This is a genomic window from Pseudomonas sp. 9.3L, from assembly GCF_058536285.1.
In genome coordinates, this window is record NZ_JBZUBK010000001.1 from 1,438,213 (window position 1) to 1,456,181 (window position 17,969).

The 17,969-nt window shown below is 62.3% G+C and carries 17 protein-coding genes; 8 read left to right on the forward strand and 9 right to left on the reverse strand.

The genetic code is table 11. The features are described 5' to 3' along the window. Window positions 1–2 precede the first annotated feature (2 nt). Together ccoO and ccoN are read right to left on the reverse strand one after the other, a co-directional pair. Window positions 3–611: a cytochrome-c oxidase, cbb3-type subunit II gene (gene ccoO / locus AC4LE2_RS06505; RefSeq protein ID WP_491824977.1), complete on the reverse strand. Its 609-nt coding sequence runs from the start codon at window positions 609–611 to the stop codon at window positions 3–5. Then, entirely contained in the window at window positions 608–2,059 is a 1,452-nt protein-coding gene (ccoN, locus tag AC4LE2_RS06510) for a cytochrome-c oxidase, cbb3-type subunit I (RefSeq protein ID WP_491828068.1), read from the reverse strand. The genes ccoO and ccoN overlap by 4 nt, the downstream gene beginning before the upstream one ends. A gap of 133 nt (window positions 2,060–2,192) precedes the next feature. Between ccoN and AC4LE2_RS06515 the strand changes: the two genes are divergently transcribed. The 3 genes from AC4LE2_RS06515 to AC4LE2_RS06525 all read left to right on the forward strand — a co-directional run bounded on the left by AC4LE2_RS06515 (window position 2,193) and on the right by AC4LE2_RS06525 (window position 4,914). After that, window positions 2,193–2,855 carry an alpha/beta family hydrolase gene (locus AC4LE2_RS06515; RefSeq protein WP_491824978.1) on the forward strand — a complete coding sequence of 221 codons (663 nt, stop codon included), beginning with the start codon at window positions 2,193–2,195 and terminating at the stop codon, window positions 2,853–2,855. A 119-nt stretch (window positions 2,856–2,974) separates the two neighbouring features. Further along, entirely contained in the window at window positions 2,975–3,967 is a 993-nt protein-coding gene (locus AC4LE2_RS06520; RefSeq protein WP_491824979.1) for a threonine/serine dehydratase, read from the forward strand. Further along, window positions 3,964–4,914 (forward strand): ornithine cyclodeaminase family protein, encoded by a 951-nt coding sequence (locus tag AC4LE2_RS06525; protein WP_491824980.1) that lies wholly within the window; start codon window positions 3,964–3,966, stop codon window positions 4,912–4,914. The genes AC4LE2_RS06520 and AC4LE2_RS06525 overlap by 4 nt, the downstream gene beginning before the upstream one ends. Window positions 4,915–4,921: 7 nt before the next feature. Here AC4LE2_RS06525 and AC4LE2_RS06530 read toward each other — a convergent pair whose 3' ends face one another. From AC4LE2_RS06530 to acnA, 3 genes are all read right to left on the reverse strand, one after another. Further along, a complete protein-coding gene (locus AC4LE2_RS06530) occupies window positions 4,922–5,581 on the reverse strand; it encodes a helix-turn-helix transcriptional regulator (RefSeq protein ID WP_491824981.1) in 660 nt (219 codons plus the stop codon). Between the two features lie 83 nt (window positions 5,582–5,664). Further along, entirely contained in the window at window positions 5,665–7,230 is a 1,566-nt protein-coding gene (locus tag AC4LE2_RS06535; RefSeq protein WP_491824982.1) for a methyl-accepting chemotaxis protein, read from the reverse strand. Window positions 7,231–7,447: 217 nt separating this feature from the next. Continuing rightward, window positions 7,448–10,186, reverse strand: coding sequence for an aconitate hydratase AcnA (gene acnA / locus AC4LE2_RS06540; protein WP_491824983.1), 2,739 nt, complete (start codon window positions 10,184–10,186; stop codon window positions 7,448–7,450). Window positions 10,187–10,437: 251 nt separating this feature from the next. On the opposite strand from acnA, the gene rlmM reads away from it, so the two are divergent. Genes rlmM through pdxB form a run of 3 tightly spaced genes read left to right on the forward strand, consistent with a single transcriptional unit; the run spans window position 10,438 to window position 12,962 of the window. Next, complete coding sequence (gene rlmM, locus AC4LE2_RS06545) at window positions 10,438–11,493, forward strand: 23S rRNA (cytidine(2498)-2'-O)-methyltransferase RlmM (protein WP_491824984.1); 1,056 nt, start codon at window positions 10,438–10,440, stop codon at window positions 11,491–11,493. A gap of 54 nt (window positions 11,494–11,547) precedes the next feature. Next, a complete protein-coding gene (gene tusA, locus AC4LE2_RS06550; protein ID WP_491824985.1) occupies window positions 11,548–11,802 on the forward strand; it encodes a sulfurtransferase TusA in 255 nt (84 codons plus the stop codon). Window positions 11,803–11,819: 17 nt separating this feature from the next. After that, a complete protein-coding gene (gene pdxB, locus AC4LE2_RS06555; protein ID WP_491824986.1) occupies window positions 11,820–12,962 on the forward strand; it encodes a 4-phosphoerythronate dehydrogenase PdxB in 1,143 nt (380 codons plus the stop codon). A 47-nt stretch (window positions 12,963–13,009) separates the two neighbouring features. Here the strand turns inward: pdxB and ppnP are convergent, their stop codons facing one another. After that, window positions 13,010–13,291, reverse strand: coding sequence for a pyrimidine/purine nucleoside phosphorylase (gene ppnP, locus AC4LE2_RS06560; protein WP_491824987.1), 282 nt, complete (start codon window positions 13,289–13,291; stop codon window positions 13,010–13,012). Between the two features lie 63 nt (window positions 13,292–13,354). Beyond that, window positions 13,355–13,912 carry a 3'-5' exonuclease gene (locus AC4LE2_RS06565; protein WP_491824988.1) on the reverse strand — a complete coding sequence of 186 codons (558 nt, stop codon included), beginning with the start codon at window positions 13,910–13,912 and terminating at the stop codon, window positions 13,355–13,357. A gap of 161 nt (window positions 13,913–14,073) precedes the next feature. Here AC4LE2_RS06565 and AC4LE2_RS06570 point away from each other — a divergent pair, with 161 nt between their 5' ends. After that, entirely contained in the window at window positions 14,074–14,877 is an 804-nt protein-coding gene (locus AC4LE2_RS06570) for a substrate-binding periplasmic protein (RefSeq protein ID WP_491828069.1), read from the forward strand. 14 nt (window positions 14,878–14,891) lie between these two features. Here the strand turns inward: AC4LE2_RS06570 and AC4LE2_RS06575 are convergent, their stop codons facing one another. Both AC4LE2_RS06575 and AC4LE2_RS06580 read right to left on the reverse strand, forming a co-directional pair. Next, a complete protein-coding gene (locus AC4LE2_RS06575) occupies window positions 14,892–15,614 on the reverse strand; it encodes a UDP-2,3-diacylglucosamine diphosphatase (protein WP_491824989.1) in 723 nt (240 codons plus the stop codon). Then, complete coding sequence (locus AC4LE2_RS06580) at window positions 15,611–16,114, reverse strand: peptidylprolyl isomerase (RefSeq protein WP_491824990.1); 504 nt, start codon at window positions 16,112–16,114, stop codon at window positions 15,611–15,613. The genes AC4LE2_RS06575 and AC4LE2_RS06580 overlap by 4 nt, the downstream gene beginning before the upstream one ends. A 139-nt stretch (window positions 16,115–16,253) precedes the next feature. On the opposite strand from AC4LE2_RS06580, the gene AC4LE2_RS06585 reads away from it, so the two are divergent. Continuing rightward, entirely contained in the window at window positions 16,254–17,966 is a 1,713-nt protein-coding gene (locus tag AC4LE2_RS06585; RefSeq protein WP_491824991.1) for a glutamine--tRNA ligase/YqeY domain fusion protein, read from the forward strand. Window positions 17,967–17,969: the final 3 nt, after the last annotated feature.

Genomic DNA, 17,969 nt, shown 5'->3' on the forward strand with positions numbered 1-17,969 from the left:
GGTCAGGGCCGCGCGCCAGGCGTGGTGCCCAGGCCTTGCAGGTAAGCCACCAGGGCGTCCATTTCCGTTTTGCCGGCCACCGACGCCTCGGCCGCTGCGATGTCCGCATCGCTGTAAGGGGTGCCCAAGGCCTTGAGTGCCCGCAGTTTGCTTGCCGTGTGGCGGGCGTCGATCAGCCTTTGTGCCAGGAAGGGGTAGGCAGGCATCACCGATTCGGGCACCAGGCTGCGTGGGTCGGCCAGGTGCGCGATGTGCCAGGCATCCGAGTACCGTCGGCCCACCCTTGCCAGGTCTGGCCCGGTACGCTTGGAACCCCACAGAAAGGGGTGGTCCCAGGCGCTCTCACCTGCCACCGAGTAAGCACCGTAACGCTCGGTTTCGGCCAGCAGCGGGCGGATCATCTGAGAGTGGCAACCCACGCAGCCATTGGCGATGTACAGGTCCCTGCCTTCGACTTCCAGCGCCGTGCGTGGCGTCATGCCCTGCACGGGACGAGTCGCAATCTCCTGGAAGAACAAGGGCACGATCTGGGTCAGGCCCCCTACGCTGATTGCCAGCACCATCATCAGTGCCAGCAGCCCTACGTTTTTTTCAAGCCGCTGGTGGTTCATGGCTGGCCCTGTGCAGGCAGACGGGCCGCTGGGGTAGCGGCGTGGGGTAGCGCGGTGAAGATCGTCTTCCATAGGTTCCAGGCCATCACCAGCATGCCGCTCGCAAAGCAGGCGCCGCCCAGCAGCCGCACCCCGTAGCCGCCTTGGCTGGCCTGTACGGCTTGCACGAAGCTGTAGGCCAGGGTGCCGTCATCGTTGAACGCTTTCCACATCAAGCCCTGTGTAAGGCCATTGACCCACATGGCGGTGACGTACAGCACGGTGCCCACCGAGGCCAGCCAGAAGTGCGCGTGAATCGCAGTGGTGCTGTACATAGCGGGTTGCCCGAACACCCGGGGCGCCATGTGGTACGTGGCGCCGATGGTAATCATCGCGACCCAGCCCAGCGCACCGGAATGCACATGGCCGATGGTCCAGTCTGTGTAGTGGGAGAGGGCGTTGACCGTTTTGATGGCCATCATCGGCCCTTCGAGCGTAGACATCCCGTAGAACGCCAGCGCGACCACAAGGAACCGCAGGATTGGGTCGCTGCGCAGCGTATGCCAGGCGCCATTCAGGGTGAGCATGCCGTTGAGCATCCCGCCCCAGCTGGGCACCCAGAGGATGACCGACATCACCATGCCCAGGCTTTGCGCCCAGTCGGGCAGGGCGGTGTAGTGCAAGTGGTGGGGGCCGGCCCAGATGTACAGGGTAATCAGCGCCCAAAAGTGCACGATGGACAGCCGGTACGAATACACCGGCCGCCCGGCCTGCTTGGGAACGAAGTAATACATCATGCCCAGAAAGCCGGTGGTGAGGAAAAACCCTACGGCATTGTGCCCATACCACCACTGCACCATGGCATCGGTGGCGCCGGCATACAGGGGGTAGGACTTGAACAGGCTCACCGGCAGCGCCAGGTGGTTGATCACATGAAGGATCAGCATCACCAGGATAAAAGCCCCGTAGAACCAGTTGGCCACGTAGATATGAACCACCTTGCGCGCCTTCACCGTGCCGAAGAACAGCCAGGCGTAAGCGCCCCACACCAGCGCCAGCAGCAGGGCGATGGGCCATTCCAGCTCGGCGTACTCCTTGCTCGTGGTGTACCCCAGCGGTAGCGACACCACGGCCGCGACCAGCACTGTTTGCCAGCCCCAGAACACGCACTCGGCCAAGGTGTCGGATATCAGCCGCACCTTACAGGTGCGTTGCACCACGTACAGCGAGGTGCCGAACAGTGCACAGCCGCCGAAGGCGAAGATCACCAGGTTGGTGTGCAACGGGCGCAGGCGGCCGAATGTGGTCCAAGGCAGCTCCAGGTTCAGTGCAGGCCACACCAGTTGCGCCGCGATGAACACGCCCAGGGCCATGCCGAGAATGCCCCAGAGCACCGTCGCCACCGTGAACTGACGCACCACGTGATCGTTATACACTGCGCTTTGTGTGGGACTCATGGCGGTTTCCAGCGTCCAAGTAAACGGCGGCCGGCAGTGTGGGGGAAGCCACTTCCCCGTGCAATGCGACCCGGCGCCTCGCGCAGGCCTTAGCGCCTGGCCACGGGCTCAGGCCGATTTGGAATTTTGTTACGGAGGATGTCTGGTGAGTGATGAATGGTCGGAACGCGTTCGAGAAAACGGCTGGTTGTGGGACAGCGCCGATAGCCAGGCCAGCGAAGATGACCGCACCTGCCTGATTTTGGCCCATGGCGCGGGTGCCCCCATGGACAGCCCGTTCATGAACACCATGGCAGCGCTGTTGGCCAAGGGAGGCATCGACGTACTGCGCTTTGAATTCCCCTATATGGCGCAGCGCCGTGAAGGCGGCAGCAAGCGGCCACCGGACCCGCAAGCGCGCCTGTTATACAAATGGCGCGAGGCGTATGCCTTGGCCCGGACCCAAGTGCCAGGCCGACTCGCCATCGGCGGCAAGTCCATGGGTGGGCGCATGGCCAGCCTGCTCGCCAACGAATTGGGCGCTGATGCGCTCGTATGCCTAGGCTATCCGTTTTACGCCGCAGGCAAGCCGGACAAGCCAAGGGTGGAACATTTGGCTGACATTCAAGTGCCGACGCTGATCATTCAGGGCGAGCGTGACGCTCTGGGTAACCTGGAGCGGGTCGAGGGCTATACATTGGCGCCTGCCGTGGAGCTGTACTGGCTGGACGCCGCAGACCACGACCTCAAACCCTTGAAGTCATCAGGCTATACCCACCAGCAGCACCTGGAAGCCGCAGCTGATCGCATCTGTGCGTTTCTAAGCTAATCGCAAGCTGTGTGCGTAGATAAATATTCTTTCCTGTATTAATTTTCTATTGCTTGCAGGTGTAGGATGGGCCAGTGCATGTGCCCATCCTTTCTTCTTATCACCTGAATGAAGCACCTATGACCCCTACCGTTCCCACTGCTGCCGACCTGTTCGATGCCATCCAAGCCGCCCATACGGCCTTGCGCCCTGAGGTATCGGTAACCCCGCTCACACTCAGTAAGGGGCTGTCTGCCCTCAGTGGCTGCGAGCTGTACCTCAAGTGCGAACACTTGCAGCACACCGGTTCCTTCAAGTACCGCGGCGCGACCAATAAAATACGTTTGCTTGAGCCGTCGCAACGCGAGCGGGGCGTGGTCACCGCCTCGTCAGGCAATCATGGCCAGGGCGTGGCGCTGGCAGGAAAAGGCGCAGGGGTACCGGTCACCGTGTACGCCACCACCACGGCCTCAGTTTTGAAGCTTGAGGCCATCCGCGCCTTGGGCGCCGAGGTAATTACCTTGGACACCGACCCATTGAGCGTAGAGCTGGAGGCCGCTCGGCAAGCGCAGCGCAGTGGCCAGGCGTTTATTTCGCCTTACAACGACCTGCAGATCATTGCCGGGCAGGGCACCATCGGCATGGAGATACACGACCAGTTGCCGAACGTGGACGCCGTGTTCGTCGCAGTGGGCGGGGGCGGTATGGTGTCGGGCATCGGCACGGCCCTCAAGCACTTCAACCCCGAGGTAGAGGTGATCGGCTGCTGGCCGGAGAATGCGCCCACGCTGCAGCGCTCGCTTGCCGCAGGCCGCATCATCGAGATGGAAGAAGCGCCTACGCTGTCGGACGGTACGGCCGGTGGTGTCGAGCCCGACAGCATTACGTTCCCCCTGTGCCAACGTGTGATCGACCGCACCGTGCTGGTCAGCGAACAGGACATCGCCACTGCCCTGCGCGAGGTCGCTCGCGTCGAGCGCTGGATCATCGAAGGCGCCGCCGGAGTCGCCTTGGCAGGGGCATTAAAACTGGCTGCTGAGTATCAGGGCAAGCGCGTGGCCGTGGTGTTGTGCGGGCGCAACATTGTGCTGGACACCTTCCTGAAGGCCGTTTCTCAGGAGGCAGACGCATGAAGGTGTTCACCCGGCAACAGATCATGAGCACCCTAAACCTTTCCCAGGCCGCCGAGGCCGTGGCCCAAGGGTTTATCGCGTTCTCCCAGGGCAAGGTGAGCGTGCCGCCGGTTCAGCATTTTGTGTTTCCGCAGGCCAACGGCGATTGCTGTGTGAAGTCGGCATGGGTAGAAGGCAGCGACACCTTTACCGTGAAAGTGTCCACCGGGTTTTACAACAACCCCGGCAAAGGCTTGGACAGTAATGGCGGCCTGATGCTGGTGCTGTGTGCACACACGGGCCAAGCGCTGGCCTTGCTTCAGGACGGAGGCTGGCTCACTGCAATGCGCACGGCCCTCGCAGGCCAATTGGTAGCGCGTGCCCTGGCGCCGTCGAACGTACAGGCGATTGGCATAGTGGGCACGGGCCTACAGGCGCGGATGCAGTTGGAGCAGCTGATGCCGGTGACCCGTTGCCGCCAGGTCATCGTGTGGGGGCGCGGCGCGGCTCAGTTGGAGGCCTACCAAGCGTTCGCCGAGGGCTTGGGGTTTTCGGTGCAAGTGACGCAGAGTGCCGAAGCGGTGGCGCGCCAGGCGAACCTGATCGTTACCACGACCCCGTCTCGGGCCGCCTTGCTGCACAGCGAGTGGGTCCAGCCGGGCACCCATATCACCGCCGTGGGCGCCGATGCGCCGGGCAAACAGGAACTCGCCCCCAGTGTGCTGGGCCTGGCGGACCTGATCGTCGTGGATGCCATCGGCCAGTGCAGCCAGTATGGCGAGGTGTCTCATGCCCTTGACGCAGGGTTGATCCAGGCAAGCGCGCTGGTGGAGTTGGGCGCGCTCTTGGCAGGGCACACTTGCGGGCGGCGTAACGATCAACAGGTGACCGTGGCAGACCTTACCGGCGTGGCTGTGCAGGATGCGCAAATCGCCGGTTGCGCGCTGGCGTCTTGCACGCAAGCATGACCACTGCTCACTGGCCTGGCGCCGGTTCCGGGCTCGCCTCACGGCAGGCTTTGACATATTTGTAGACCGTGGCCCGGCCCATGTTCAGCACGTTGGCAACGTAGTCATAGGCGCTGCGCCCTTCGAAGGCGCCTTCGTGGTACAGCGCCTCGATCAAGCGGCGCTTAGGCTCGCGGCCCAGGTGGTTGAGGGCCAGGTGGTGAGTGGTGAGCCAGGCGTGCAGAAAGGTATTGATGCGTTCCTGCCAGTCATCTTTGAACAGCACGGCGGGCTGGGCGATCAGGCGGCTGGTTTGAAAGAACGCCTCCAGCGCATGGCGCGCTTGTTCCAGCAGTGAATAGTTGAGGTTCACGCACAGCGCCATGGCGGGCTTGCCGTGTTCGTCGAGGAGCACGCTGGTGGTCGAGCGTATACGCTGGCCATCCCAGTTGAGCTTTTCATAGGGGCCGATGCTGCGCTGGGTGGCCCAGTCGGCCGCGATCTCCTCCATGGCAGAAGGGTCACCCAGCGTTCGCTTGGAAAGGTTGTTGGCGATGTACACGACCGTTTGGGTTGCCAGGTCATGCAACACCACTTCGCCGTGCGGAAACAACAAGGCGGCCAGGCTGTCGGCGATCACCTTGTAGTTGTCCAGCCGGGGCGTATCAGCGCCTGGGGTTAACATCATGGAGCGTCTCGCTGCTCAAAATGCCCATGATAGTAAACCAAGGCCAACCCTGGTGGGGCCGCCTTGGTTCGTTGCCCTAATGGTTAGCGGTTGAAACGCTCCACCAGGGAGTACTGGCTGGCAGCGGTCTGGGTGAGGGCTTCGCTGAGCAGCGCAGTGCTCTGGGCTTTGCCGGAGGTCTGGTCCGCCAACTGGGCAATGGTTGCAATGTTGCGGTTCACCTCTTCCGCTACTGCACTTTGCTCTTCAGTGGCCGCCGCGATCTGCGTGGTCATGTCGGTGATGTTGGCCACGGCCTCGCTGATGCCGGCTAAGGCTTTGTCCGCTTCCAGTACCCGCGCCACGCCTTCCTGGGCCTGGCGGTGGCCGGTTTCCATGGTCTGCACGGCAGCGGTGGCGGTGTGTTGCAGTTTGGCGATCAGGCCATGGATCTGCCCGGTGGACTCGGCCGTGCGCTGCGCCAACTGGCGCACTTCGTCGGCAACCACTGCAAAGCCCCGGCCCATTTCACCCGCGCGGGCCGCTTCGATGGCCGCGTTCAGCGCCAGGAGGTTGGTCTGGTCGGCAATGCCTTTGATCACGTCTACCACGCCGCCGATTTCATCGCTGTCCTTGGCCAGGCGTGTAACGGTTTGCCCGGTTTCACCCACCGAGGCTGACAAGCGCTCGATGGCTTCGCGGGTTTCGCCGGCGATGGCGCGGCCCTGGCGGGTGAGCTGGTTTGCCTGCTGGGTCGCATCTGCCGTGCGCTGCACATGGTTGGCCACCTCTTGAGTGGTCGCGGCCATCTGGTTGACGGCAGCGGCCACCTGCTCGGTCTCTGCCTTCTGACGGTCCAGCCCTTCAGAGCTTTCATGGGCCAGATTATCGGCCTGGCGCGCCTGGCCGTTAAGCTGCTCGGCGGTGTCCTGCAAACGGGTAAGGCACGTCTTGAGGCGGGCTTCCTGGCTGAGCATGGACATTTCCAAGCGCCCCTGCACGCCTCGGCTGTCGGTGTACATCTGGGCGATCAGGGGGTCAGACGTGGTCTGTTCAGCCAGCTGCAACAGGCGCTTGAGGCCACGCTGCTGCCAGCTCAGGCCCAGCAGCCCCAGTGGCACCGACAACACCGCAGCCAGTGCAAAGCCCCAGCCGCTGCCCAGCCAGACGCCGATCAGGAAGCCGATCTGGCTCACCAGAATGAACGGCAGCCAATCCCGTAGCACGGGCAGCCAGCGCTCGGCCGCTGACAACGCCGGCTTGCCTGCGTTGAGGCGCGCATACAGCGCTTGCGCGCGGCGTATTTGCTCAGCGGTGGGCTTGACCCGCACCGATTCATAACCCACCACCTGGCCACCTTCCAACACGGGCGTGACGTAGGCGTTGACCCAGTAGAAGTCGCCGTTCTTGCAGCGGTTTTTTACCACGCCCATCCACGGCCGCCCCTGCTTGAGGGTGCCCCACATATGGGCGAACACTGCAGCCGGTACGTCCGGGTGACGCACCAGGTTGTGTGGCGCGCGTATCAGCTCGTCACGGGTATAACCGCTCACCTCCACGAAGGTGTCGTTGCAGTAGGTGATCATCCCCTGGGTATCGGTGGTGGAGATCAGCCGCTGTTGAGCGGGGAAGGTACGTTCACGCTGAGTGACAGGCTGGTTATTGCGCATGAAAAGGCAGGTTCCGCATAGGGCTTTTATAGGGTGTCGGCGGAGGGGCGGGATAGTTTAGTTTGCAGTTCCTTAAGTAACGCCTGAGTGCGTGGGTGCGAAATCGCAGCGTACTCATGCGCGAGCTACGCCCGGTGCCTACACCCTACCTGTGGAAAGCGGGCGATAGCTCGCGAATGGTCTAGACGGTATTACCGCAAGGCCCCAGAGAGCTGCCTCACGCAATCAACTCCCGCAGCACATAATGCAAAATCCCACCGGCCTTGAAGTACTCCACTTCATTGAGCGTGTCGATGCGGCACAACACCTCGACCTGCTCTTGCTTTCCGTTCTCGCGAGTAATGCCAAGCGTCAGGTGCATGCCGGGGGCCAGGGTGGCGTTGCTCAGGCCCAGCAGGTCGAACCGCTCATGGCCAGTGAGGCCCAAGGTTTTACGGGTTTGCCCGCCTACGAACTGTAGAGGCAGCACGCCCATCCCCACCAGGTTGGAGCGGTGAATGCGCTCGAAGCTTTCGGCAATTACCGCTTTCACGCCCAGCAGGTTAGTGCCCTTGGCGGCCCAGTCACGGCTGGAGCCGGTGCCGTATTCGGCGCCTGCAATGATAACCAGCGGCGTGCCCTGCGTCTGGTAGCGCATGGCGGCGTCATAGATGGCGAGCTTTTCGCCGCTGGGAATGTACAGCGTATTACCGCCTTCTTCGCCGCCTAGCATTTCGTTGCGAATGCGGATGTTGGCGAAGGTGCCGCGCATCATCACTTCATGGTTGCCGCGGCGCGAGCCGTAGGAGTTGAAGTCCTTAGGCGCCACGCCCTTTTCCCGGAGGTAGCGACCCGCAGGGCTGTCGGCTTTGATATTGCCGGCAGGGGAGATGTGGTCGGTGGTGACTGAATCGCCCAGAAGCGCCAGGGCGTAAGCGCCCTTTACATCCTCGATCACCGGCAAGGGGCCAGCAATGCCTTCGAAGAAGGGTGGGTGTTGGATGTAGGTAGAGTGTTCATCCCACACATAGGTGGCGGCCTGCGGTACTTCGATGGCTTGCCACTGGGCGTCGCCTGCGAACACTTCGGCGTATTCCTTATGGAACATGCTTGTATCCACCTTGGCCACCGCGTCGGCGATTTCCTGCTGGCTTGGCCAGATGTCGCGCAAGAACACCGGCTGGCCGTCTGGCCCTGCACCCAGGGGCGCACTGGAAATATCGATGCGTACGTTGCCTGCCAAGGCGTAGGCCACCACCAAGGGCGGGGAGGCCAGCCAGTTGGTTTTCACCAAGGGGTGCACACGCCCTTCAAAGTTGCGGTTGCCCGAGAGCACCGACGCCACCGTGAGGTCCGCCTGTTGAATAGCGGCCTCTATGGGCGCATCCAGCGGGCCCGAGTTGCCAATGCAAGTGGTGCAGCCATAGCCCACCAGGTTGAAGCCCAACTGTTCCAGAAATGGCATCAACCCCGCTGCGGTGTAGTAGTCGGTGACCACCTTGGAGCCGGGTGCCAAGGACGTTTTAACCCAAGGCTTACGCGTCAGGCCTTTTTCCACGGCTTTTTTGGCCAGCAACCCGGCGGCCATCATTACGCTGGGGTTGGAGGTGTTGGTGCAGGACGTGATCGCTGCAATCACCACCGCGCCATGCTTGAGGGTGTGGCTGGCATCGCCGTCAGTGTAGGTGGCTTCGCCGGCTTGGTCGGCATTGCCGACCGCGACACCGCCACCACCTTCGCTTTCCAGGCGGCTTTCTTCCTTGGCGGCGGGCTTGAGTTGCAGCCCAATGAAGTCATTGAAGGCCTGGCTCACCTGCCCCAGCGCAACCCGATCTTGCGGGCGCTTCGGCCCTGCCAGGCTGGCTTCTACTTCGCCCATGTCCAGCCCCAGCTGGGCGCTGAATACGGGCTCCTGGCCCGGCTCGCGCCACAGGCCTTGAGCCTTGCAGTAGGCTTCGACCAGCTGCACGGTCTCTTCTGGCCGGCCTGAGAGGCGCAGATAACCCAAGGTGATGTCGTCCACCGGGAAGAAGCCGCAGGTGGCGCCATACTCGGGCGCCATGTTGGCGATGGTCGCGCGGTCTGCCAACGGCAGCTCTGCCAGGCCATCGCCATAGAATTCCACAAACTTGCCCACCACACCTTGCTTGCGCAGCATCTGGGTGACAGTGAGCACCAAGTCTGTGGCGGTAATGCCTTCGCGCAGCTTGCCGGTGAGCTTGAACCCCACCACTTCAGGAATGAGCATGGACACCGGCTGGCCTAGCATGGCGGCCTCGGCTTCGATTCCGCCCACGCCCCAGCCCAATACCCCAAGCCCGTTGATCATGGTGGTGTGGGAGTCGGTGCCTACCAGGGTGTCAGGGAAGGCGTAGGTGTGGCCGTCGTCTTCCCGGGTCCATACGGTGCGGCCCAGGTATTCCAGGTTGACCTGGTGGCAGATGCCGGTACCCGGTGGCACGACGCTGAAGTTGTCGAACGCGCTCTGGCCCCACCGCAGGAAGGCGTAGCGCTCGCCGTTGCGGTCCATTTCGATGTCTACGTTTTCGTTGAACGCCTGGTCCGAGCCATAGCGGTCGACCATCACCGAGTGGTCGATGACCAGGTCGACGGTGGACAGCGGGTTGATCCGCTGCGGGTCACCCCCGGCCTTGGCAACGGCGGCGCGCATGGCGGCCAGGTCTACCACGGCCGGCACGCCAGTAAAATCTTGCATCAATACGCGGGCCGGGCGGTACTGGATTTCTCGGTCTGAACGCCGCGCCTTGAGCCACTCGCCCAGCGCCTGGGCGTCTGCGGCTGTGACCGTTGTGCCGTCCTCCCAGCGCAGCAGGTTTTCCAGTAGCACCTTAAGGGACATGGGCAGGCGTTGCAGGTCACCCAATTGGCTTGCCGCCGCCAGCAGGCTGTAATAGCGGTACTCGCGGTTGCCCACGTTCAGGGTGCGTAGGGTATTCAAGCTGTCCAGGGAGGGCATCGGAAAAAATCCTCTAGGCGGGCCCGCACGGCACGGGCAGTTACAGGGGTTATGTGTTCTGGACTTTCTCGCGGGGTGCAGGGTTCCCGTCGGGTTCCCATAGGGTTCCCGTCGGGTTCCTCCGGATACGCCATCGCTTCTGCACCCTGCATGCGCTAAACCCACCCCAGCTGCGCTATCATTCACGGTTTGTGATGCCATGGCACTTGCCCTTCACGGGTGCAAGGCCAGCAGTGGCCAGCGGAGTACGAATGAATAGCCTGTTGCTACATTGTCGCCCCGGTTTCGAAGGGGAGGTGTGCGCGGAAATCAGCGAGCATGCGGCGCGCCTTGGCGTTGCGGGTTACGCCAAGGCACGGCCGGCCAGCGCCTGCGCTGAGTTCGTTTGCACCGAGGCCCAGGGCGCGGCCCAATTGATGGCGGGGCTGCGTTTCAGTACGTTGATCTTCCCCCGGCAATGGGCGCGCGGGCGCTTCGTCAGCCTGCCAGATACCGACCGCATCAGCGTGCTGCTCGATGCCTTGGCCGATTACCCTCAGGCCACCAGCCTGTGGCTGGAGGTGCTGGACACCAACGATGGCAAAGAACTTTCTACGTTTTGCCGCAAGTTCGAAGCCCCGCTGCGCAAAGCGCTGGAGAACGCGGGGGCTCTGCGGCCGGGTGGGGCTGGCGAGCGGCTGCTGCTGACTTTTATCAGTGGTCGTGAGGTGTTCTTGGGGGTTGCGCCTGAGCGCAACAGCGCCATGTGGCCGATGGGTATCCCACGGCTGAAATTCCCTCGCGAGGCCCCAAGCCGGTCCACCCTCAAGCTTGAAGAAGCCTGGCATCACTTCATTCCCAGGGACCAATGGGACGAGCGCCTGCATGGCGACATGACCGCCGTGGACCTCGGCGCAGCGCCCGGCGGCTGGACCTGGCAGTTGGTGAACCGGGGGATGCTGGTGACTGCCGTGGACAACGGCCCCATGGCCCAGAGCCTGATGGACACCGGCCTGGTTCGCCACTTGATGGCGGATGGTTTTACCTACGCCCCCCGCCCCCCGGTGGACTGGATGGTCTGTGACATCGTGGAAAAGCCCGCGCGTAATGCAGCGTTGCTCGAAACCTGGCTAGGTGAGGGCCATTGCCGTGAGGCGGTGGTCAACCTCAAGTTGCCGATGAAACAACGCTACGCAGAGGTGAAACGCCTGCTCGAGCGTATTGAGCAGGGTTTCGACGCGCGGCGCATCAAGGTAGCGATCGGCTGCAAGCAGCTGTACCACGACCGTGAGGAAGTTACCTGCCACCTGCGCCGGCTAGATAAATAATGACGGCTACCCTGGCAGCCCGTTGCACTGCCGCCCCTGACTGTGAGCTAACCCATGCCCGATAACCTTCACCAATTGCCTGTCGATGGCGTGCTCGACGCTACCGGCCTCAATTGCCCGGAGCCGGTGATGATGCTTCACCAGCACGTACGCGACCTGCCGGCCAGCGGCCTGCTCAAAGTGATTGCCACTGACCCGTCGACACGCCGGGATATCCCGAAATTCTGCGCGTTCCTCGACCATGAACTGGTGGGGCAGCACGAAGAAAACGGTACGTACCTTTATTGGATTCGCAAGAAGGCGCAGTGAGCGTCCATAGGCTTCCCATGCGCATAGTGGCAGACGAAAACATTCCGTTGGTGGAGGCCTTCTTTGGCGGGCTGGGCGATATCCATCGCCTTCCGGGCCGCACCCTTACCGCCGACGCGGTACGCGACGCCGACGTGCTGCTGGTGCGCTCGGTCACGCAGGTCAACGCGCAGTTGCTTGAGGGCAGTGCGGTGCGTTACGTGGGCACCTGCACCATCGGCACCGACCACCTGGACCTCCCCTGGCTGGAGGCCGCTGGTATTCAGTGGGCCAGCGCACCAGGGTGTAATGCACGGGGCGTGGTGGACTACGTGCTGGGTAGCCTCTTTACCCTGGCTGAGCTGGAGGGCGTGGCCTTGCCCGACCGTTGTTTCGGCATCGTGGGGGCCGGCCAGGTAGGCAGCCGCCTGCTCGCCGTGCTGGAAGGCTTGGGCTGGAACGTGAGAGTGTGCGACCCGCCCCGGCAGGCTGCCGAAGGCGGGGCTTACTGCTCGCTGGACGAGATCATCGAGCAGTGTGATGTCATCAGCCTGCATACGCCGCTGACCCGTACCGGCCCGTGCCCTACGTGGCACCTGTTCGATGAGGCCAGGTTGGCCCGGTTGCGCCCAAACGCCTGGCTTATCAATGCCGCCCGTGGGCCGGTGGTGAGTAACCAGGCGCTCAAGCAGGTGCTGCGGGCGCGGGACGACGTACAGGCAGTGCTTGATGTCTGGGAGGAGGAACCCACGGTGGACCTGGCGTTGGCTGACCTGTGCGTGCTGGCCACTCCCCATATCGCAGGCTATAGCCTGGAAGGCCGGCAACGCGGCACTGCCATGATCTATCAAGCGTTATGTGCCTGGCTGGGCCAGCCGCCAACCGTGGAGCTGGCGCAGTTGCTGCCCGAGCCTGGGCTGGGGCGCCTTCATTTCAACGCACGCGTGCAACCGAGCCAGGCGCTGCCGGTACTCTGCCGTGCCGTGTACGACCCTCGACGCGATGACGCGGACCTGCGCCGAAGCCTGAGCCCTGACGCGGCTGTGCAGCGCGCAGCGTTCGATGCGCTGCGCAAAGCGTACCCAGAGCGGCGGGAGATCACAGGGCTTGAGGTAGGGATAGAAGGCAACGCGCCATTATTACGGCAGTGCGTCAAGGCCTTGGGGGCAACGCTGGTTTAGCGGAATGAGCAGGGGCGGCGCAGGCGGCGCCCCGTCGGTTATTACACTCAGCGGTACTCACACAGGTAGGCACTTTCGCTGCTTACCTTGACGTGGAATTTGCTGTTGGCAGGCACTTCGAACTGGCTACCGGCCGCGAAGGCTTCCCAGGTGTCTGTGCCCGGCAGCTTTACACTCAGTGCCCCGGATACCACGTGCATGATCTCGCGTTGAGCGGTACCAAACTCATATTCTCCCGGCGCCATGACACCGATGGTCGCTGGCCCTTCAGCGTTTTCGAAGGCGATGGACTTCACGGTGCCGTCAAAATATTCGTTGACCTTGAACATGCGGTGCTCCTTTAACGCTGGTGCAGAAACGGTGGGCCAGTATGCCCAAGGGTACCCAGTGCGTCACCCGCTTTTGTACGGGCCTGGCAAGGCCAGCGGCAGCAGGCGGGCAGTGTTCCGGGCGTCTTCAAGTGCGCGGTGCTGGGTGCCTTGGAAATGCAGGCCGGCCAGTTGCAGGGCGCCATTGAGGCCGGTGGGGCGAGGCAGCTGTCGCGCCTTGGCGAAGCGCTGCTTGAGGTTCACGTGAGGCACATGGGCCAGGGTGCTGCTGATTCCGTACTCAGCCCAGGCCCGCAAAAACTGTTGGCGGTCGTAATCCCCCCAGCTCGCCCAGCCCGCCAGTGGGCCGCGCAGCTGGCCTAGCCATCGCTCGAAGTCTCCCCACACGTCTGTAAGGCCATGCGCTGCGGCGATATCAGCCTGAGTGATATGGGTAAGGGTACGGCAAAAAGGGGTGAGCAGCGGGCGCCGTTGTGGCTTGACGAAGCGCTGGAAATGATCCAGCTCACGCCCACTGGGGTTTACCAGGCAGGCCCCAATTTCGATGATTTCCATTTCTTCGACCGGCCAGCCACCCTCGTCTGTCGTGGCTTCCAGGTCGATCACTAGCCAGTTCGGCATGCGCATTCCTTAAGGCTCTTCCTTGAAGCTAGAGCCTAGGCAATCGGCTAAGGTTCCGATAGGTGTTTGTTCAGTATGTGGTGCGCACGTTGTCGGCTTACCTAAAAACGCCTAGCTTATGGAGACCCCTACTCGGAACCCTACCTGTGTCATTCCAGTTGATGCGCGCCGTTTTAAAACCCCTAGCCCTAGTGGGTGCCCTGTGTGCCTTTACCTCTGCTTACGCACAGGACGTGGTACGCGTCGCCGCCGTGCACTTTCCGCCTTACATGGTCCACCCTGAAAACGGCAGCGGCATGGGGTTGCTGCCGGAGCTGTTGGCCGCCCTCAATCAAATGCAGCAGGACTATATTTTTGTTGTAGTACCCACCTCCTTGCCCCGACGCTACCAGGACTTTCGCCAAGGGAAGGTGGACATGGCCATTTTCGAGAATCCACGGTGGGGGTGGGATGGCATGGCCTATAGCGCGTTGGACCTGGGCGTGGAAGATGCTGAGGTATTCGTAGCGCGCAATGTGCAGGGCAGGGGTGAGGAGTATTTCAGTCACTTGGCGGACAAACGCCTGGCGCTCTATAGCGGTTATCACTATGCCTTCGCTGACTTTAACGCCGAGCCGGACTACTTGACGCGCCACTACCGCGCAACCATGACCTACTCACATGACAGCAACCTGCTGATGGTGGCCCGTGATCGGGCCGATATCGCGCTGGTCACCCGTTCGTACCTTGAAGGCTTTTATGAGCGCTACCCCGCAACGCGCGCGGGGTTCAGGGTGGCCCAGCGGGCTGACCAGGTGTACCACCATTACGCGCTGCTACGGCCCCAGGCACCGATCAGTGTGCAGCAGATGGCCGGTTATATCGCGCAACTGCGTGCCGATGGCACATTCGCCCGGCTGTTTTCACCCTATAGCATTCAAGTACTGCCGGCAGTGAGCCCGGTGCCTGACGAGGGTGTGCGCTGAGCTGCCGCGCCCTTTCAGTGGAGGTTGAAGGCTTCGAGGCGGGCGCCCTCGCTATCCCATTCCAGTACCCAGCCCTGACGGTCCCAGTCACCCAGCACGATGCGCCGTGCTGGCGCCTGGCCCACTTGCAACTTGTGCACTGCAGGGCGATGGGTGTGGCCGTGTATCAGCGTATGAACACCTGCCTGCCCCATTACCTTAGGAATTTCGAGCGGCGTTACATCGACGATGTCGCTAGCCTTGCGGCGGGTTTGTGCCCGGCTTTCGTTTCGCAGCTTGCGCGCCAGCCGCTGCCGCCAGCCTATGGGCAGGTGTCGCAGGGCCCACAGGGTAAGGGGGTGGCGCAAGATGCGCCGAAGCTTCAGGTAACCCGTGTCGGCGGTACACAGCAAGTCGCCGTGCATCAGCAGCACCTGCTCACCTTCAAGGTCAACCACGCAGGGGTCGTTGAGTAGCGTGCAGCCCGCCTTTTCGCAAAAGCCGCGGCTTATAAGAAAGTCCCGGTTGCCGTGCATCAGGAACACCTGCGTGCCACTGTCGGTGAGTGTGCGCAAGGCTTGGCAAATGCTTGCCTGGTAGCTGGACATGGCGTCGTCGCCGATCCAGGCTTCGAAGAAGTCCCCGAGGATGTACAGCGTTTTAGCCGCCCGCGCCCGCTCGTCGAGGAAGCGTAAAAACGCCCGGGTGATGTCCGGGCGCTCCTGTTGCAAGTGCAGATCAGAGATCAGCAGTATCACTCGATGATCTCGGCATTCTCGATGATCACGTCGTCTTTGGGCACGTCCTGATGGCCGCCCTTGGAGCCCGTGGCGACGCCTTTGATCGTGTCGACCACGCCCTGGCCTTCGATCACTTCACCGAACACCGCATAGCCCCAACCCTGGCTGTTTTTTGCGGTGTGATTGAGGAAGCTGTTGTCCGCCACGTTGATGAAGAACTGAGCGGACGCCGAATGCGGGTCCATGGTGCGGGCCATGGCGACGCTGTATTTCTTGTTGGCCAGGCCGTTGTCGGCTTCGTTCTGGATAGGGGCGCGCTTGTCGGTTTTTTCCTTCATGCCAGGTTCAAAGCCGCCGCCCTGAATCATGAAGTTGCCAATGACACGGTGGAACACGGTGTTGGTGTAATGGCCAGCCTTCACGTACTCGATGAAGTTGGCAACGGTACCCGGGGCTTTTTCTGCGTTGAGTTGCAGAACGATGGTGCCGTGGTTGGTGGTGAGTTTGACCTTGGACATAATGACTCTCTTATCGGGGTTGCAAGTGCCGCCATGGTTTTACGGTGACGGCCTGTCAGTGCCTTGATTGCTTGGGCTATGATACGGGCTTTGTTTTAGCCGGCCTAGCCTAGCTGGCCTACGCGTATTAAAGGATGCCATGACCAAGCCTACTGCGGTGCCTACCCCACACAATGCCTCGACCGCTGCCGCCAAGGCCGAGCCGGTGGTGCCGGCCAATTTCCTGCGCCCGATCATCCAAGCCGATCTGGAGGCCGGCAAGCATGCTGCTATCGTCACGCGCTTCCCACCCGAGCCCAACGGCTACCTGCACATTGGCCACGCCAAATCGATTTGTGTGAACTTCGGCCTGGCCCGCGAGTTCGGTGGCCAGTGTCACCTGCGCTTCGACGATACCAACCCGGCCAAGGAAGACCAGGAATACATCGACGCCATCATGGCCGACGTAAAGTGGCTGGGGTTCGAGTGGGCGGGCGAGGTGCGCTATGCCTCTCGCTATTTCGACCAGTTGCATGGGTGGGCCGTGGAGCTTATCCAGGCCGGCAAGGCGTATGTGGACGACCTTACGCCCGAGCAGGCGCGCGAGTACCGCGGCAGCCTTACCGAACCGGGCAAGAACAGCCCGTTCCGTGACCGCTCCGTGGCCGAGAACCTGGACCTGTTCGCTCGCATGAAGGCCGGCGAATTCAAGGACGGCGAACGTGTGCTGAGGGCGAAGATCGACATGGCGTCCCCCAACATGAACCTGCGCGACCCTATCCTGTATCGCATCCGTCATGCCCATCACCACCAGACCGGCGATGCCTGGTGCATTTATCCCAACTACGACTTCACCCACGGGCAGTCCGACGCCCTTGAAGGCATCACCCATTCGATCTGCACCTTGGAATTCGAGGGCCATCGCCCCCTGTACGAGTGGTTTCTGGATAACCTGTCGGTGCCCAGCAAACCGCGCCAATACGAGTTCTCACGGCTCAACCTGAACTACACCATCACCAGCAAACGCAAACTCAAGCAACTGGTAGACGAGCAGCACGTGCGCGGCTGGGACGACCCGCGCATGTCCACGCTGCAAGGGTACCGTCGGCGCGGCTATACCCCCCTCGCGATCCGCAACTTCTGCGAGATGATCGGCACCAACCGCTCTGATGGGGTGGTGGACATGGGCATGCTGGAATTCAGCATCCGCGAGGACCTGGACCGCACCGCCCCACGCGCGATGTGCGTGCTGCGGCCTCTGAAAATCGTGATCACCAATTACCCCGAAAGCCAGGAGCAAATGCTGGAGTTGGCGCGCCATCCCAAGGAAGACATGGGCGTACGTCAGTTACCCTTCGCTCGGGAGCTGTACATCGATCACGATGACTTCATGGAAACCCCACCCAAGGGCTACAAGCGCCTTGAGCCCGGCGGCGAAGTGCGCCTGCGCGGGGCCTACGTGATCCGCGCCGACGAGGCCATCAAGGACGCTGAAGGCAACATCGTGGAGCTGCATTGCTCCTACGACCCCGACACCCTCGGCAAAAACCCGGAAGGGCGCAAGGTCAAGGGCGTGATCCACTGGGTGCCAGCCAAGGCCAGCGTGGAATGCGAGGTGCGGCTGTATGACCGCCTGTTCCGCTCTGCCAATCCCGAAAAATCCGAGGAGGGCGGCAGCTTCCTGGACAACATCAACCCTGACTCGCTGCAGGTGCTTACCGGGTGCCGTGCCGAGCCCTCGCTGGCCCAGGCGCAGCCTGAGGACCGCTTCCAGTTCGAGCGCGAAGGGTATTTCTGCGCGGACCTCAAAGACACCCAGCCGGGCAAGCCCGTGTTCAACCGTACCGTGACGTTGCGTGACTCCTGGAGCTGATAC

What these genes read in the sequence shown, in the direction of transcription:
- AC4LE2_RS06585 (WP_491824991.1), top strand. Translation starts at nt 16,254, where the DNA reads ATGACCAAGCCTACTGCGGTGCCTACCCCACACAATGCCTCGACCGCT.
- AC4LE2_RS06525 (WP_491824980.1), top strand. Translation starts at nt 3,964, where the DNA reads ATGAAGGTGTTCACCCGGCAACAGATCATGAGCACCCTAAACCTTTCC.
- AC4LE2_RS06530 (WP_491824981.1), bottom strand. Translation starts at nt 5,581, where the DNA reads ATGATGTTAACCCCAGGCGCTGATACGCCCCGGCTGGACAACTACAAG.
- AC4LE2_RS06570 (WP_491828069.1), top strand. Translation starts at nt 14,074, where the DNA reads ATGCGCGCCGTTTTAAAACCCCTAGCCCTAGTGGGTGCCCTGTGTGCC.
- AC4LE2_RS06580 (WP_491824990.1), bottom strand. Translation starts at nt 16,114, where the DNA reads ATGTCCAAGGTCAAACTCACCACCAACCACGGCACCATCGTTCTGCAA.
- ppnP (WP_491824987.1), bottom strand. Translation starts at nt 13,291, where the DNA reads ATGTTCAAGGTCAACGAATATTTTGACGGCACCGTGAAGTCCATCGCC.
- tusA (WP_491824985.1), top strand. Translation starts at nt 11,548, where the DNA reads ATGCCCGATAACCTTCACCAATTGCCTGTCGATGGCGTGCTCGACGCT.
- rlmM (WP_491824984.1), top strand. Translation starts at nt 10,438, where the DNA reads ATGAATAGCCTGTTGCTACATTGTCGCCCCGGTTTCGAAGGGGAGGTG.
- acnA (WP_491824983.1), bottom strand. Translation starts at nt 10,186, where the DNA reads ATGCCCTCCCTGGACAGCTTGAATACCCTACGCACCCTGAACGTGGGC.
- pdxB (WP_491824986.1), top strand. Translation starts at nt 11,820, where the DNA reads ATGCGCATAGTGGCAGACGAAAACATTCCGTTGGTGGAGGCCTTCTTT.
- ccoO (WP_491824977.1), bottom strand. Translation starts at nt 611, where the DNA reads ATGAACCACCAGCGGCTTGAAAAAAACGTAGGGCTGCTGGCACTGATG.
- AC4LE2_RS06565 (WP_491824988.1), bottom strand. Translation starts at nt 13,912, where the DNA reads ATGCCGAACTGGCTAGTGATCGACCTGGAAGCCACGACAGACGAGGGT.
- AC4LE2_RS06535 (WP_491824982.1), bottom strand. Translation starts at nt 7,230, where the DNA reads ATGCGCAATAACCAGCCTGTCACTCAGCGTGAACGTACCTTCCCCGCT.
- AC4LE2_RS06520 (WP_491824979.1), top strand. Translation starts at nt 2,975, where the DNA reads ATGACCCCTACCGTTCCCACTGCTGCCGACCTGTTCGATGCCATCCAA.